Origin of the sequence: Shouchella rhizosphaerae, from assembly GCF_900142675.1 — a bacterium.
Lineage (GTDB): Bacteria > Bacillota > Bacilli > Bacillales > Bacillaceae_D > Shouchella > Shouchella rhizosphaerae.
Window position 1 is genome coordinate 507,334 of record NZ_FRBS01000003.1, and the last position, 15,739, is coordinate 523,072.

A 15,739-nucleotide genomic window follows, 5' to 3' on the forward strand; every position below is an offset into this window, starting at 1 on the left:
CAAACGCCCCCATACGCGTTTTTTGTCGCAGCCCTATACGTATGAACATTACATTCCCCATCTTCCCTCGCCTAATTAGCGTTTCTTATGACTGATTGACCGCTACGCTACACAATGGAGTCTGCTAGCTGTTCTTCCTGGCGCACGAGCAACGCCCCTAACTGGTAATGCTCGCCGCTGTAAAGAGGTCCATGTACAAACCGTGCTTCCCCTGCTAAGTCTTTTACTTCTAGCTTGCAGTATACAGGATTGATTTGCAATGCTTGATACATCGTTTGTTCATTATGGACAGGTTGGCCATTTACTTTCGTAATTTCTTCCCCAATGGCAATGCCCATTTTTTCCGCCGGGCTGCCAGGAAGAACACCGACGACACGGCAACCTTTTTCTTCTTCCGTGAAAAAAGCTGGCTTGTTTTTTTCGGCAATGGCAGAACGGATATCAAGCGCCAGTTTTAGTCCCGCCAACAAAGCGGACCACAAGCACAAAAACCAATACTCCGGTAAGAAATAGAGAGCTGCAGCGCCTACAAACGCAAGTACTGCGAGAGGATAAATGGCCTTGGCTTCAGTAGCAACGGTGTCTTTTGGCAATGAACCGATTTTCTTGCCAAAACCGACAAGGACAGGGATCAACAGCGGTTGAAACGTCATGCCCTCGATGTGGATAAGCGGCCAATAGGAAAAGGCAGGAAGCATTCCCTCTGGTATAAACACAACGAGAGGGAGAAGCCAAAGGCGGTTTGCGATATGCACACCGACAAAGCGCCCTCTTTTGCCGATTTCCAAGCGCGGGGAGGTCAATGCTGCCCCATTAAAGCGAACTAGAAATGCTTGGGCGAGAAGGGTAACAGCTGCAAACAAAAATAGGCTTGGGTACAAAATTTGAGACTCAAGTTCGCCGTCTAGCCATGTTGGTAATGTGAGGCTTGGCAGCAAAGCAAGCGCAACTGCTGCTAAAGGGATGTAGTAAGCAGGCGACTGTAGCTGCATCCGCCCCGTTAGTAGTAATAGCAAGCTTGCCGCTGCAACAAGCAGCAAAACTGGAGTGGTCAGTGTTAAGCCATAACCAATAAGCACGAAGCTTGCGATCAGGCCGGCAAGCAAGCCAGGCAAGAGGCTGAGGACAAAATCAGCACGTTTGGCGTAAACCCGTGTATGAAAAGAAGCTCTTTCTTTTGCAACGCGAACAGCGCCGATAAAGGCAAAAGCAGCAATGCCTATGTAAAAAAGCGGGTGCAGCAAAAAGCTACTAATGGCTGTCAAAGTAGTTTCTATCATTTTATATCCTCCAGCTTTTCCTACAGATTCAAAAAAGGATAACCGCCCCTAGAAAGGCAGCTATCCTTACGTTTCGACAAACTTCCGGCTGTTTCCTGCCTATTGGGACGCTTGCTCAGCAGCCAATTCAACCGCCCGTTTCAGCTGCTCATCGTTAGCAGTGTCACGAATATGGGACAAAATGTCTTCTTGAAGTTTTCCTGCCGTTTCTTCATTCAATTCGCCGTTTGCTTGTAAATCATGGGATTGTTGAAAAGCAATGATCGCTTCTTCAGTTTTCTCGTCAAAATAGCCGTCATCCCGGCCAACATCGAAGCCTAAGCCAGTCAGCATCTTTTGGGCATTGCCAATTTGGTCTGACACTTGGTCTTTGACAAACGTTTCTTCTACTGTAAGCGCGACAGCATAAAAATAGTCAGGTTGCCGTTGTTTAACGGTCGGCTCGACTCCCTCTTGATCAATCGTGTTGCCGCCTGCCGTCAACCACCGGTCTGTCGTAATTTTCAAGGCGCTGCCGTCATCCATTGGGATTGATTTTTGTACAGTCCCTTTCCCAAATGTCGTCTCGCCTACTAAATCATAGTCGCCTGACTCTTTTAACGCAGCTGCGAGAATTTCAGAAGCTGAAGCACTGCTTTCATTAATCAAGCCGACAACAGGATAAGGTTTTTTGCCTTTCATTTTTGACAAATAACTATCAATTTCGCCGTTGCCATGTTCAATTTGCACTACCGGTTTGCCTTCTGGAATAATCGCGTCACCAATTTTGGTCGCTCCTTCTAAATACCCGCCAGGATTGCCGCGGACATCAATGACCAAACCGTCGATTCCGTCTTCTTCTAACGTCTGCAACTGCTCTTCAAATTGGGTGCCTACGTCCTCTGAAAAAGAGGTGATTTCCAGCCTGCCAATTTTCTTCCCGTCTTGCTCAAACGTATCTGCGCGAACAGATTCGACTTCAATCGTATCCCGTTCGATTTTAACATCAAAAGGCTCCTTCACTCCATTACGTGCAATTGTCAACGTAACGGTTGTACCGCCCTCGCCGCGAATGTTCGCCACAGCTTCATTAACAGACCAGCCTTCAATCGACTCGCCGTCAATGGCAATAATGGCATCATTTGGCAAAAGTCCTGCTTTTTCAGCTGGAGACTCGCGCATCGGGCTAATAATCGAAACATTTCCGTCGATCATGCCGACTTCCGCTCCAATTCCTTCAAAATGAGAGCTGAGCGACTGTTGAAAATCTGTTGCCGAACTTACATCCATATAGTCAGAAAATGGGTCATTTAACGTTTCTACCATCCCATTGATGGCACCTTCAATTAATTGTTGGCGATCCGTCTCTGTCACGTACTCCGACTCAATCGTGGCGAGTGCTCGCTCAAATTTATCCATTAATTCGTCATCGCTTAATTCCACAACCGATTCATTTCCATTGTTTGGCTGAATCGGATTAGGAGAGCCAGTGTTCATACCACCTATAAAGAAAAACCCTCCGACCAGCACGGCTGCCAGCACAGCTACTGTCCACACGAGATGCTTTGTTTTCAAAATTGCTCACCACTCCCACTTATAAAACGAATTGCCTTGCTTTCTGTTTCGTTTCTCTTTCCATTCTAATTTGTCGGCAAGCTTCTGTCAAAAAGCGATTTTGCATTCACAAAAAAAGCGCCCTGTACTTGCCAAGGCGCTCGAGTATTTACATATATTTCATCGGATCGACTGCATTTGAACGGTCCCAGTTAAATGGCCCTTCATGGACTTCGAAGTGCAAGTGTGGCCCTGTCGACCTGCCCGTATTGCCCATTAGTCCCAGCTGCTGGCCTGCTTTAACACGGTCACCAGGGCTGACATCAATCCGTTCAAGATGGGCATACACTGTTGTCAGTTGTTTTCCGTCGATTTGGTGGGTAACGACAACCCAGTTGCCAAAGTCACTGCGGTATTCTGTAGAAGCAACCGTTCCATCTAACACAGAGACGATTGGCACATCGCCCGCTCTGCCGTTCTTACCAATATCGATGCCCCAGTGCATTCTTCCCCAGCGTTGGCCGTAATTCGATGTAATCGATCCTGTTGCCGGCCGTACAAACGCGCCTGAACTTTCTACAGAAGGAACAGCCTCTTGTTCTTGGTTGCTCTTCTCGTTGTTGTTATCGTCGCCTGCTTGCGGCTTTTCAGCAGCTTGGGCTATTTCGCTGGATTCCTCCGTTTCCTTCGCCTTTGCCGCCTCCTGTTCCTTAGCAGCTTGTTCTTCGGCCTCACGGGCTTTACGTTCCTCTTCTTCTTTTAGGCGTTCCTGTTCTTCTTCCCACGCTTTTAACTCAGCTTCCAGCGCTTCTTCTTGCTTTTGCAAGGATTCTTCCTCAGACATGATGTCGCCTAACTGCGCTTGTAGTTCTTCTTCCTTTTCTTTTAACTCCGCTTGCAACTCGTCTATTTCTTCCGTTTGCTCAACAAGATCTTCTTTTAACGCTTCGAGTTCTGCCTTTTGCGCTTCGACATCAGCCTGTTTTTCTTCTACTTCCTCTTTTTTCGCTTGTAGTTCTTTTTCATCAGCTATGTATTCATCAAGCATTTCCTGGTCATGTTTGGCAATTGTAGAAATAGCTGAAACCCGTTCAATAAAATCGCCAAAACTTTTCGCACCAAGTAAAACTTCTAAATAACTGACTTCGCCACCAGATTCATAGGCAGCAACGGCCCGTTCTTCCAAAAGCCCCCGTCTCTCAGCTATTCGTTCTTCCATAACCGCAATTTCTTCCTCTAATGACTCGATATCCGCTTCTATTTCTGCCAATTCCGCTTCTGTTTCGTCTAAGTTTTGTTGTGTTGTTTCTTCTTCCTGCTTCAATTCATCCAATTCTGCTTGGAGATCTTTTAATTCGCTGTCTAATTTCGTTAGATCGGACTCCGTTTTTTCGGCTTTTTCAACGTTTTCTTTTTGTTGTTCTTGCACGTCATCCAACTGTTTCTTTATATCGGGTTCTGCAAAAGCTGGCTGAAAACTACTGCCTAGCAAAGCGCCAGCAATGGTTAAAGCAGCAGTTGTAGTGACCATTCGTTTTTTCACCGTTTTTCCCCCTATTTCGATTACACATTTAAAAATTTCCGCACAGACATGGCACTTCCCCAAATGCCAACAATTAAACCAACAGCTAGCAGCAACAGCGACACTTGCACAATCAGCTGCCCTGGCTCAAGAAGCGAGTAAAGCGAGCTTTGTAAAAAATCGCCTGAATTGCTGTACACGTATTGATAGCCAAAGCTTAGAATTAGAATCGGGCCAATGCTGCCAAAGGTACCTAACAAAGCGCCCTCGACTAAAAATGGACTACGTACAAAGCCATTTGTCGCTCCAACGAGTTTCATAATTTGAATCTCTTTTTTACGGGCAACAATTGTAAGTTTAATTGTATTTGAGATTAAGAACATCGCCGTTAAAAGCAAGCCGAGAATAACTACTAGGCCAATTATACGGCTTGTATTCGTTAGTTTAAATAAATCAGGCAGTACATCTGCCCCATAAGATACATTGCTTACATAATCATGATGATTGACTTTTTGGGCAACGGCTTCTGTTTCTTGAGGAGAGGCGGCAGTAACTTTCAATGCATCCGGCAGTGGGTTCTCTTCTCTTATACTTTCATACACTTCTCCAGTAGAAGCAATTAAACTTTCTAACCCTTCCTCTTTATCAATGAAAATAACCTCTTCTACTTCAGGAAGGGTACGAACTTCGTCTAATAGTTCTTGCACTTCCTCTTCGCCAGTTCCCCGTTCAATAAAGGCACGAATTTCTACATTGTTTTCAATCGTCGATGCGATGTGGTTTCCATTCACAAAGACAATTAAAAAGAAGCCTACAATAAAAAGCATAACCGTTACCGCACTAATGGACGCAAATGACATCCATCCGCTGCGGCCAATATTCTTGATTCCTTCGCGGAGATGGCGCAGCATTGTTTTAAACTTCATAGCCGTAATTCCCCCTTGCTTCATCACGGACGATCCGGCCATTTTCAATCGCGATGACACGACGTTTCAACGTATTGACAATCTCTTTGTTATGTGTCGCCATGATCACCGTTGTACCTAGGGAATGGATGCTTTCCAACAAGTCCATAATCGTCCAAGCCGTCTCAGGGTCCAAATTGCCCGTCGGTTCATCAGCGATCAAAACATCGGGCCGATTCGCAATTGCTCTAGCAATCGCCACCCGTTGCTGTTCGCCGCCAGATAGTTCGCTCGGCAAGAACTTTGCTTTGCTTTTTAATTTTACTAGATTTAAAACTTCATTTACACGCTTTTTAATATCGGAAGGATGCTCTTCAATGACTTCAAGTGCAAATGCGATGTTTTCATGGACAGTAAGAGAAGGCAAAAGCTTAAAGTCTTGAAACACAACTCCGATATTCCGTCTAAGTTTAGGAATTTCTTTATGTTTTAAAGTCGATAAATTAATATTATTTACAAAAATATCACCTTTTGTGGCCTTTTCTTCACGATAGATTAAGCGAATAAAAGTCGATTTGCCCGCACCGCTCGGCCCAACAACGTAAACAAATTCACCTTTTTCAATTTGGACAGTCATGCCGTTTAACGCCTTAACATTATTGGGGTATACTTTCCAAACATCATTTAGTTTGATCAAACTCATTCAACCACACCTTTAAACCTTGGTACCGAAATAACAAACGAATTCCGATTTCGACATGCTTCGCGGTCATTATATCATCAGCAGCAACAGGGTGACATTACATTTTTATTTCAGTTTCGTGATAATTGCTTGATTTGCGTGTTCGTATCGCATTTCCGACCATTGGAGCACTCTTTATTTATTTCGGTCTAATTAGCCTATGAGTGAATGATTAAATGTACCTATTTTCACAAGTCTAAACACATGGAGAAAAAGGGCAAAAAAAAAGAGCGCTCGTCATAGCGCACTCAATCAACTTTACCTTTTTTTAAACCCTTCTCCTAGCACTTCTGAAGCATTTGTCAGCACAATAAATGCATAGGGATCCGCTCTCTTTACAGTTTGCTTTAATCGCGCCACCTCATTTTGGTTGACAACGCACATAAGAACCGCCCGTTCTTTGTTCGTATAACCACCATAACCGACGAGCCTAGTCACACCGCGGTCGACTGAGTCAAACAGTGCCTTCTGTACCGTTTCCTCTTGAGAAGAAATAATATAGGCAACTTTTGAATAGCCTATCCCCATTTGCACGAGGTCAATCGTTTTTGTCGTTACGAACAGCGAAATTAATGCATACAAGGCCATTTCGATATGAAAGACAAACGCCGACGTGATGACAACGAGGCCGTCAATCATGCCGACACATATGCCAGCTGAAAGCCCTGTAAATTTTTGCACAATCTGTGCCAGTAGATCGGTCCCACCCGTGCTCGCATTGGCTAAAAAAACGAGGCCAAGGCCAAGACCGACGCCCAAGCCTCCGAACAAAGCACCGAGAAGAGGATCGCTTACTTCGACAACCCAATCTCTTGTTAAAAAGACAACAAGGGGGACAAATAGCGTGCCAATGAGCGTTTTTGCCCCGTAACGAAAGCCTCCCAACAACAGCACACCTAAAAGAAAGATCGGAATGTTTAAAGCCCAGAGGGTAAAGGCGGGCTCAAACCCAAACACATAGTTGGCGATTGTGCTAATACCGCTAACGCCGCCAGGGGCAATTTGATTTGGCAATAAAAACAAATTAAATGAAATCCCGACTATGGCTGAGCCAATGAAAATCCTAGTATAATTTAGCCATTTTTCAGCCCCCGTACTGGATTGCCTGTCTCGGCGAGCCCTTCCCATACATGTTCTCCTTTATAAAAGCGGTCGCTCTTGATATTTAACATTCTCAGGCTTCGTTGCTACATTGCCAGCGATTGTCTCAGGTAAGCGTCAATAAACCCGTCAATCTCTCCATCCATGACACTGTTCGTATTGCCAATTTCAAAGCCAGTGCGGTGGTCTTTCACCATTGAATAAGGATGGAACACATAGGAGCGAATTTGGCTTCCCCACCCAATTTCTTTTTGTTCGCCACGAATTTCAGCAAGTTCACGCTCTTGCTCTTCAATCCGCAGTTGATACAGTTTCGCTTTCATCATTTTCATTGCTTGTTCCCGGTTTTTAATTTGGGAACGTTCGCTCTGACAAGTCACAACCGTATTGGTCGGCAAGTGGGTAATCCGCACAGCCGAGTCAGTCGTGTTGACATGCTGGCCGCCCGCCCCACTCGCACGATACGTATCGATTTTTAAGTCTTCGCTATTTAGTTCAATGTCAACTGCATCATCTAATTCCGGCATCACTTCGCATGACACAAAGGACGTATGCCGCCTCCCGGATGAGTCAAATGGCGAAATTCGCACGAGGCGGTGCACACCTTTCTCTGCTTTTAAATAGCCATATGCGTTATGCCCTTTTATAAGCAGCGTGACGCTTTTGACGCCGGCCTCCTCACCAGGGAGATAGTCGAGCGTCTCGACAGCAAACCCACGCTTTTCTGCCCAGCGCGTGTACATCCTTAGCAACATAGAAGCCCAATCCTGGGATTCAGTTCCGCCTGCGCCAGGATGGAGTTCTAAAATGGCATTGTTTTTATCGTAAGGGGCACTTAAAAGCAATTGCAACTCAAATTGGTTCATTTTTTGTTTAAGCGCAGCAAGGCCCGATTCCAGTTCACTTGCCAGTTCAGTGTCGTCCTCTTCCCGAACAAGCTCATAACTGACTTCCAAGTCGTCATAGCTTTCAGCCATGTCTTTGAATGTATGGACTTGTTCTTTTAAACCATTTGTTTCATTAATGATCGCTTGCGCTTGCTCCTGGTCATTCCAAAAATCAGGATCAGCCATTTTTTCTTCTAACTCCGCGATCCGCTCTTCCTTTTCTGCGACGTCAAAGAGACCCCCTAAAGTCAGATAGTCGCTTCTCGAGCGCCACTAGTTCTTGCTTCATTTCTGTCATGTCCATCGTTTACACCTCTACATCAGAGGGCTCCTTATCGGTTAGCCCCACAACAATTTTTGTATTTTTTGCCGCTGCCACAAATGCATGGATCATTTCTGCCAATGTTTTCGGCTTTGCGGACTGGTTTCCGTTTCGCTTTTTTGTCCTCTTGCCCATTGGCTGACGGCCTCACCGCTTTACCTTCAGCTACTTCCTCACGCTTAAGGTTTTGCTGGACTTGAGCCTTCATCACGTACATAGATACTTCTTCTTCAATTTCAGCAATCATCGCTTCAAACATATTAAAGCCTTCAAAGCGATATTCACGTAACGGATCGTTTTGGCCGTAAGCGCGCAAATGGATGCCTTGTCGTAATTGATCCATTTGGTCAATGTGGTTCATCCACTTACGGTCGACAGTGCGCAGCATGATCACTTTTTCGAACTCGCGCATTTGTTCTGAAGAGACTTCTGCTTCTTTCGCATGGTATGCAGCGAGGACTTTTTCGGTAATCAACTCGATCAGTTCCTCTTGCTCTTTCCCTTTCAGCTCTTTCTCACTAATTCCGTTTTCAGACAGCAATTGCCCGTTGATGTAGGTGGCAACAGCAGCCAAATCCCATTCTTCCTGAACGAGCGATTCAGGGCAATGAGTTTGAACAACACGTTCTACAGTCGCCTTCATCATATTCTCGACAATTGTTTTTAAGTTATCAGCTTCAAGCACTTCCATCCGTTGTCTGTAGATGATCTCCCGTTGCTCACGCATGACGTCATCAAACTGGAGCACTTGTTTACGAGCATCAAAGTTATTGCCTTCAACCCGCTTCTGAGCTGTTTCCACTGCCCTTGAAACCAATGATGATTCAATAGGCTGGTCGTCTTCCATGCCTAGCTTTTCCATCATCGCTTTCATATTGTCTGAGCCAAACCGCCTCATCAGCTCATCTTCCATTGACAAATAAAATTGAGAAGAACCTACATCCCCTTGACGCCCAGCACGACCACGCAATTGGTTGTCAATCCGCCGGCTTTCATGGCGCTCTGTACCAAGAACGTGGAGGCCGCCAAGCTCTTTGACCCCTGGGCCAAGCTTAATGTCCGTCCCCCGGCCAGCCATGTTCGTTGCGATCGTAACGGCGCCTTTATGGCCAGCTTTTTCAATAATTTCTGCTTCTCGTTCATGGTTTTTCGCATTTAAGACATGGTGTGGAATCCGTTTTCTTGTCAACATTTTGGAAACAACTTCAGATGTTTCAACGTTGACCGTACCTACTAGCACCGGACGCCCGGTTTTGTGAAGCTCGGCAATTTCATTGACGACTGCGTTAAACTTCCCTTGCATCGTCTTATAAATTAAATCAGGGCGGTCTTCCCGAGCAACCGGTTTATTGGTTGGGATGACCATTACGTCCATGCCGTAAATATTGCGGAACTCTTCTTCCTCCGTCTTAGCCGTACCGGTCATTCCTGCGAGCTTTTGATACATACGGAAATAGTTTTGGAATGTAATCGACGCTAGCGTGATGCTTTCGCGCTGCACTTCTAAGCCTTCTTTTGCTTCTAGGGCTTGGTGAAGTCCATCGCTATAACGCCTTCCTTTCATTAAACGTCCCGTAAACTGGTCAACGATCACGACTTCGCCGTCTTCTACCACATAGTCAGCATCACGGTGCATGGCCACATGGGCTTTTAACGATTGGTTAATATGATGGTTCAATTGGACATGCTTTTGATCATAAAGGTTGTCGATGTTAAACGCGCGCTCTGCTTTATTGACACCTTCATCCGTCAACTGGACCGATTTGGTTTTTTCATCGTACGTGTAATCAGCATCGCGCTTTAAAACGCGCACAAATGTATTGGCTTGTCCATAAAGTTTTGTTTTCCGTTCAACAGAACCAGAAATGATTAGCGGCGTCCGTGCTTCATCAATTAAAATCGAGTCAACTTCATCGATTAACGCAAAATGGAGCGGCCGTTGCACCATTTGTTCTTTGTAAAGCACCATGTTATCACGCAAATAATCAAACCCAAGCTCATTATTTGTGCTATAGGTCACATCAGCGGCATATGCTTTTTGTTTTTCTTCTCTCGTCAAGCCATTTTCATTCAACCCTACTGTCAACCCTAGGAATTGAAAAATCCGCCCATAGTTTTCTAAGTCACGGCGGGCTAGGTAGTTATTGACCGTTACAATATGAACGCCTTTTCCTTCAAGGGCTTGGACATAGACGGCAATTGTACCGACGAGCGTCTTTCCTTCCCCTGTTTTCATTTCGGCAATATTGCCTTGGTGCAGCGCTAGTGCACCGAGCAACTGGACGCGGTATGGATACTCATTTAACACCCTGCCCGCAGCTTCACGAGCAACTGCAAGCGCAGGAACTACTATATCGTTAAGAGAAGCGCCTTCTTCTAGTTTTGCCTTAAATTCAGTGGTTTTGTTCTTTAATTGTTCGTCAGAAAGCTGCTTCATTTCATCTGCAAGCGCCTCGACTTGATCGACGATTTTTTCGTTTTTCTTTAATTGTTTTTGGGCTGGATCGCCGACTATTTTTCGAAGTAATCCAAGCATCATCATCTTCCTCTCTTGGCGGCATTGCTCTCCGCGACTGCAAATCCCTCGACTTGCACCTATCTTTATGATACGTTTATCATTTCTATATTAGCAGTTCTAACGGTCGCTTACAAGGCAGCAGCCCTATGGAACACTATGTTTTCAACAGTCTACAGCAGCAAAAAGAGCATCCGTGGATGCTCTTTTTCTGCCTGCTCTTACGCTTCAGGTTCAATTAAGCCGTATTTTCCGTCTTTGCGGCGGTAAACAACATTGGTGCTGCCGCTCTCTGCATCTGAAAAAACAAAGAAATTATGCCCGAGTAAATCCATTTGCAAAATCGCCTCTTCCGCATCCATCGGCTTCAAATTAAAGCGCTTCGTGCGTACAACTTCCAGTTCATCGTCTTCAGCGACTTCATCTCGCAAAGGTTCCAATTCATTTTTAAACATATATTTCAAACTGCCTTCTTGGCGAAATTTGCGATTGACTTTTGTTTTATATTTTCGAATTTGGCGTTCTAGCTTTTCCACGACTATGTCGATGGCTGCATACATATCCGCGTTAATTTCTTCCCCACGAAGCAAAAGCTTTGGCATTGGAATCGTGACTTCGATGCTTGACTCGCCACTCCCGAGAACTTGCAATTTAACGTTTACATCGGCGGTTGGAGTTGTATCAAAATAACGCTCCAATTTCCCCACCTTTTTTTCGATATACTCCCGGATGGCAGGTGTGACTTCAATGTTTTCCCCACGAATATTAAAATGCATGTAGAACTCCTCCTTTTCCTTGCTTACTTCTACAATTCCCTTCAATATTCCTTCTCAAACCTTAATAAACTTTACAAAAGATCGACAAAAAACCCGCTTTTTTTAAAAAAGCGGGTTGAGTATTAGCTATTCATTCATATCCGTTCAGGAATGTGAATTAAAGCTTAACAACATTTGCAGCTTGCGGTCCACGTGCGCCTTCAACGATTTCGAATTCAACGTCTTGACCTTCGTCAAGCGTTTTGAATCCATCAGAGTTGATTGCAGAGAAATGAACGAATACGTCATCTCCGTCTTCACGCTCGATAAAACCGAAACCTTTTTCTGCATTGAACCATTTTACTTTTCCTTGCATGCTTCACATTCCCTTCGTTACTGAAAATTCATTGTGGTGCTTTTCCACAGTTTCACTATAACAGCGCAACTCTTAGAAGTCAAACTCTTTATTTAACAAAGAACGCCAACGCTTGTCAATTGATGTCGATTCTAATCTTTTTGATTGTGAGCGCTTTCTTGAAAAGTAGCATAATAACGCGCTTTTTATAAGATAAACGTAGCGATGAAGAATGTCGAAAACTTTTTTTGCTTTTTTTATTGGAATCCCCTTTTTACGAACGTATTTCTTTGTTAGTACGAATTCCCTATTCCCTAACGATTTCATCTTTGTTACAATAGGCATCAGCACTTGTAATCAAATTGTAACATTAAAGTGCCTTTAATTTATTCCTTCTGGGAGTGGTAAACATTGAAACGCACAAGCTATCTTTACGGCAGCTTAGTCGTTACCGCCCTTCTCGGAGCCTGTTCCCCTAATTCAGCTCCTATGCAAGAAAGTTCTGCATCACAACAAGACAATCAAAACGGAAACGCCACATTAAATGCAGAATCGATCATTGAAGAAGCGAAAAATGCTGAAGAGCAATTAAATAGCTATACAGCTAACTTTAAAGCGACAGATACGATTTCAACCACAGGAGATGAACCAGGCGAAGAACCGCAGATTCATGTGATTGAAGGCAATCTCGCCTATAAAGCTTCTCCAGAAACATTTTATACAGCTCTTTCTGCTAAACCGGGACAAGGGGAAAAAGAGGAGACGGAACTAGAAAATCTCGCAACAGTCGAGGTATTAAAAGAAAAAAATCGCGTCTACACAAATATAAACGATGAGGGCTGGCTACCCATCGACAAAGGTGATCCAAGTGAACGGTTTGTATCGTTGGAGCTGACTCCGATGTATCAACTTGAACTTCTGCAACCATTCTCCGATTTTGTCAATGTGAGCGAATACGACGATTTGTACGTGATAAGCGTTGCTGCTGGCGGCGAGACATTGAGAGAAATGGCCGCGAACATGGATATGATTGAACGGGCGCTACCGACAGAAAGCAAGCTGGAAATACCAGACCAGTACCAATTGTCACAGTTAGACTATATGCTGTTTATTGACAAAAACAGCTTCTTGCTTGAAAAAACAAACACCGTTTTTGAAGTGGTGCTTGAAGATAACGACACCGTTATTCGCACAGACATGTCTCTCACAAGGACTTCAGTCAATGATAACGGGCACATTGATATCCCTTCGATTCCATAACAAACCACCCAAATCGCGATACCATTTGGGTGGTTTTTGCCCGTTGCTATTGGGTATGTGATTCAGCGTGTCTTCTCGTCAATAAACGCCCCTTTTGTTGCCAGAACGGCCCCTCGCTCATAGCCCTTATGAACACGCTTTTGGTCAGCAATTTCTTTCAAATCCTGTTTGATTGCGGCGGAAACGACGTTTAAGCGTGCTGTTAAGAGACGATCTTGCTCCATTAAAAAAGAAGCTTCTTCCGTTGTAAATCTGCTCGTGCTTGCTTCAATCATTGATTGCCTCAGTCCGAGCAACCGGTTGACATCTTCAAGGAAATCATCACGCTCGTCATCTTCTTGAGGAAAGGGGCGCGCAAGTAAATGAAGCAACTCCTCTGTCTGCCCTTTCACAGAAGCATAGCTCATTTCGCCTGTCCTCCTTGAAAGCGATTCTGCCTTTCCAATTGGATGACTTGCTTCCACGTATTGCGGAATTCAGCCACGTACGTCTCTGCTTCTTCGAGTGCCTCTGGGCTCTTCTCTATATTTCCTTTAATCAACTGGTGCAAAATGTATTCATACATCCGCATCATATTGGCGCCTACCTCAGAGTCTGTTTTTAGCGTGACCATCAATTCGCGGATAATTGCCTCCGCCTTTCCTATTGCTGTATTGGCTTGTTCAATTTCTCCGTTTTCAGCCGCTAATTTACCGAGGCGAATTTGCTTTAAGCAGCCATTGTACAACATAAGCGTCAACTCTCCTGGTGAAGCGGTTTGTACAGACTGTTGCTTATACACGCCTTGTTTTGTAAAACTCATAGTGCCTCCTTAATTTCCATATAGCAAATTGTAAAGCGACTCGCTTTGTGCGTTAGCCAACTGCATCGCTTTTTCCATTGCTGTAAACTGGCGCCAGTAACGGGCTTCCTTTTGTTCAAGGCGACGTTCGAAATTAGCGATGCGATCTGTCAGTTCCTTTGTTTGTTTCCCTAACGTAAATTGGTGCTCTTCGTAATATCCTTCTGAACCACCAGCACGCATCGAAAGGCTGGACATGCTGTCTGACAAATTGGCACGCAGCGTTTGCCCAATGCCTGAACCATTGTTGTCTGTGCCTGCAAAAATAGTGTATACGCTGTCTGCATCTTCTTCGATTGCAGCACGAAGCTTGTTTTCATCGATTTCGAGCTTGCCGCCGTCTTTATAGTTTTTGGTCGTGCTAATGCCAATTTGGGAAAGGTGGGTAAAAGCGCCGCCTGTATCAACTGGCTCATAAAGGGTTTGCCTCATATTCGTCAATGCTGTTTGCAATAAAGGATCTCTCCTTAGCAGACCACTTTGCGCTTTTTCTTCCCAACGTTTTGCCTCACTTTCCGTTAGCTGATCGCGCTCTTCATCAGTCAGCGGGTCATAGTCACGGTAGTATTTTTCGTTCAGTTTGCCGTTCATATGGTCCAGTAATGCATTGTACTCCTCAACAAACGATTTAATCGTCTCAACGATCGAATCGACGTCTGTGGCAGCACTAAGTGTCACCGCTTGTGTAGACGTATCCTTTAGCGTAATCGTCATCCCGCTTAACGTAAACGTATTCGATGTCCGCTCCGTTTCAATTCCATTTACTGTAAACTGGGCATTCTTTCCAGCTTCAACATTGTCATTCAGTCCCAATCCTTGCTCAAAAAGAGCACCAGAAAACATCAACTCATTTTGACCAGCTTCACCAAAATGGCCAGTTTCTTTTCTCGTAACAACAAGGCTTCCACTATTTTCATCAAAAAAAGCATTTACCTTTGCCCCGGCATTTTGCAGTTTTGTCACTACTGAACTAATCGTATCTGATTCTTTAAAGAAAAACGAGCTCTCCACTTTTTCACCATTTGCCGCGATTGTCGCAACCGATGAACTCAAATACCGTTCTGTCGCTTCACTGTCTGCTTGGATATACTCGACGGTCACCTTTCCAGTGACTTTATCGGCACTGGAAAAAGTCACTTCGCCGGTATCGTTTATAAAGACCTCTCCTTTTGCGAGATCGTCTGGACTGTCTGCAACCGCGTACGCTTTGCCGTTGACGATGAGCATGCTCTCTCCAGCAAACTGTGGTGCCTCGCTAAGCTGGACTTTGCCATCGGAAACTTGGACGGTTTCGCGCTTTAATTTGCCTTCAACCCACTCCCCATCGTTTATACCAAGCTCTTTCAATTGCGACTTTTCTGTAAGGCCGCTAAGGTTTTTGCTTTTTGCAGTTGCCGAAGTCGCCAGCTGCCTAACTTCATTTAACGTAAAAGCAGCATTGCCTACGGAAGAAGAAGCGGTTGCTGTTGCAATGTCTGAATTGGAAGACGATACTGTCCGCTTTTTCATATTGGAAGCCCGCAACACATTATCAAAAATCGAATCGCGGAACGCTCTCATTTTTAAATTGATTTCTCGGTAAGCATCTGTTTTCCAACCTATCTCTGTCCGTTGTTTCTCCAATTTGTTGACAGGTATACGCTCTGCTCTCATTAAATCCTTCATCATTTGATCAATGTCAAGGCCAGAGGCCAAGCCTGTGAGTCTCATCATCCCATCTC

At 44.7% G+C, this 15,739-nt stretch carries 14 protein-coding genes; 1 reads left to right on the forward strand and 13 read right to left on the reverse strand.

The genetic code is table 11. The annotated features are described in order from the left end of the window. Positions 1–107: 107 nt before the first annotated feature. From BUC05_RS11615 to BUC05_RS11660, 10 genes are all read right to left on the reverse strand, one after another. Positions 108–1,280: a PDZ domain-containing protein gene (locus tag BUC05_RS11615; RefSeq protein WP_035202771.1), complete on the reverse strand. Its 1,173-nt coding sequence runs from the start codon at positions 1,278–1,280 to the stop codon at positions 108–110. A 99-nt stretch (positions 1,281–1,379) separates the two neighbouring features. After that, on the reverse strand, positions 1,380–2,834 hold the full coding sequence (locus tag BUC05_RS11620; protein WP_035202773.1) for a S41 family peptidase: 1,455 nt from the start codon (positions 2,832–2,834) through the stop codon (positions 1,380–1,382). A gap of 148 nt (positions 2,835–2,982) precedes the next feature. Next, the gene (locus BUC05_RS11625) at positions 2,983–4,356 is read right to left on the reverse strand and encodes a murein hydrolase activator EnvC family protein (protein WP_035202775.1); all 1,374 of its coding nucleotides are present in this window, start codon (positions 4,354–4,356) and stop codon (positions 2,983–2,985) included. A gap of 20 nt (positions 4,357–4,376) precedes the next feature. After that, entirely contained in the window at positions 4,377–5,261 is an 885-nt protein-coding gene (gene ftsX / locus BUC05_RS11630) for a permease-like cell division protein FtsX (protein WP_011247906.1), read from the reverse strand. Then, complete coding sequence (ftsE, locus tag BUC05_RS11635; RefSeq protein WP_035203598.1) at positions 5,251–5,937, reverse strand: cell division ATP-binding protein FtsE; 687 nt, start codon at positions 5,935–5,937, stop codon at positions 5,251–5,253. Before ftsE ends, ftsX begins: the two co-directional genes overlap by 11 nt. Positions 5,938–6,240: 303 nt before the next feature. Continuing rightward, positions 6,241–7,110: a YitT family protein gene (locus BUC05_RS11640; protein WP_011247908.1), complete on the reverse strand. Its 870-nt coding sequence runs from the start codon at positions 7,108–7,110 to the stop codon at positions 6,241–6,243. A 59-nt stretch (positions 7,111–7,169) separates the two neighbouring features. Further along, positions 7,170–8,274 (reverse strand): peptide chain release factor 2 gene (gene prfB, locus BUC05_RS11645; RefSeq protein WP_099045557.1). Its coding sequence is split into 2 segments (ribosomal slippage): positions 7,170–8,201 and positions 8,203–8,274, totalling 1,104 coding nucleotides; the frame shifts between segments, so codons are not numbered across the junction. Between the two features lie 28 nt (positions 8,275–8,302). Next, entirely contained in the window at positions 8,303–10,828 is a 2,526-nt protein-coding gene (gene secA, locus BUC05_RS11650) for a preprotein translocase subunit SecA (protein ID WP_011247910.1), read from the reverse strand. 200 nt (positions 10,829–11,028) lie between these two features. Continuing rightward, positions 11,029–11,583 (reverse strand): ribosome hibernation-promoting factor, HPF/YfiA family, encoded by a 555-nt coding sequence (hpf, locus tag BUC05_RS11655; RefSeq protein ID WP_011247911.1) that lies wholly within the window; start codon positions 11,581–11,583, stop codon positions 11,029–11,031. Between the two features lie 157 nt (positions 11,584–11,740). Next, positions 11,741–11,938, reverse strand: a complete 198-nt coding sequence (locus BUC05_RS11660; protein WP_011247912.1) for a cold shock domain-containing protein — start codon at positions 11,936–11,938, stop codon at positions 11,741–11,743. A 390-nt stretch (positions 11,939–12,328) separates the two neighbouring features. Between BUC05_RS11660 and BUC05_RS11665 the strand changes: the two genes are divergently transcribed. Beyond that, positions 12,329–13,177, forward strand: coding sequence for a DUF6612 family protein (locus BUC05_RS11665; protein ID WP_011247913.1), 849 nt, complete (start codon positions 12,329–12,331; stop codon positions 13,175–13,177). A 62-nt stretch (positions 13,178–13,239) separates the two neighbouring features. Here BUC05_RS11665 and BUC05_RS11670 read toward each other — a convergent pair whose 3' ends face one another. Genes BUC05_RS11670 through fliD form a run of 3 tightly spaced genes read right to left on the reverse strand, consistent with a single transcriptional unit; the run spans position 13,240 to position 15,728 of the window. Next, the gene (locus tag BUC05_RS11670; protein WP_011247914.1) at positions 13,240–13,584 is read right to left on the reverse strand and encodes a hypothetical protein; all 345 of its coding nucleotides are present in this window, start codon (positions 13,582–13,584) and stop codon (positions 13,240–13,242) included. Then, on the reverse strand, positions 13,581–13,979 hold the full coding sequence (gene fliS / locus BUC05_RS11675; protein WP_011247915.1) for a flagellar export chaperone FliS: 399 nt from the start codon (positions 13,977–13,979) through the stop codon (positions 13,581–13,583). The genes BUC05_RS11670 and fliS overlap by 4 nt, the downstream gene beginning before the upstream one ends. Before the next feature lie 9 nt (positions 13,980–13,988). Then, positions 13,989–15,728, reverse strand: a complete 1,740-nt coding sequence (gene fliD / locus BUC05_RS11680; RefSeq protein WP_011247916.1) for a flagellar filament capping protein FliD — start codon at positions 15,726–15,728, stop codon at positions 13,989–13,991. Positions 15,729–15,739 lie beyond the last annotated feature (11 nt).

What these genes read in the sequence shown, in the direction of transcription:
- fliS (WP_011247915.1), bottom strand. Translation starts at nt 13,979, where the DNA reads ATGAGTTTTACAAAACAAGGCGTGTATAAGCAACAGTCTGTACAAACC.
- BUC05_RS11640 (WP_011247908.1), bottom strand. Translation starts at nt 7,110, where the DNA reads ATGGGAAGGGCTCGCCGAGACAGGCAATCCAGTACGGGGGCTGAAAAA.
- secA (WP_011247910.1), bottom strand. Translation starts at nt 10,828, where the DNA reads ATGCTTGGATTACTTCGAAAAATAGTCGGCGATCCAGCCCAAAAACAA.
- BUC05_RS11660 (WP_011247912.1), bottom strand. Translation starts at nt 11,938, where the DNA reads ATGCAAGGAAAAGTAAAATGGTTCAATGCAGAAAAAGGTTTCGGTTTT.
- ftsX (WP_011247906.1), bottom strand. Translation starts at nt 5,261, where the DNA reads ATGAAGTTTAAAACAATGCTGCGCCATCTCCGCGAAGGAATCAAGAAT.
- hpf (WP_011247911.1), bottom strand. Translation starts at nt 11,583, where the DNA reads ATGCATTTTAATATTCGTGGGGAAAACATTGAAGTCACACCTGCCATC.
- BUC05_RS11670 (WP_011247914.1), bottom strand. Translation starts at nt 13,584, where the DNA reads ATGAGCTATGCTTCTGTGAAAGGGCAGACAGAGGAGTTGCTTCATTTA.
- fliD (WP_011247916.1), bottom strand. Translation starts at nt 15,728, where the DNA reads ATGAGACTCACAGGCTTGGCCTCTGGCCTTGACATTGATCAAATGATG.
- BUC05_RS11615 (WP_035202771.1), bottom strand. Translation starts at nt 1,280, where the DNA reads ATGATAGAAACTACTTTGACAGCCATTAGTAGCTTTTTGCTGCACCCG.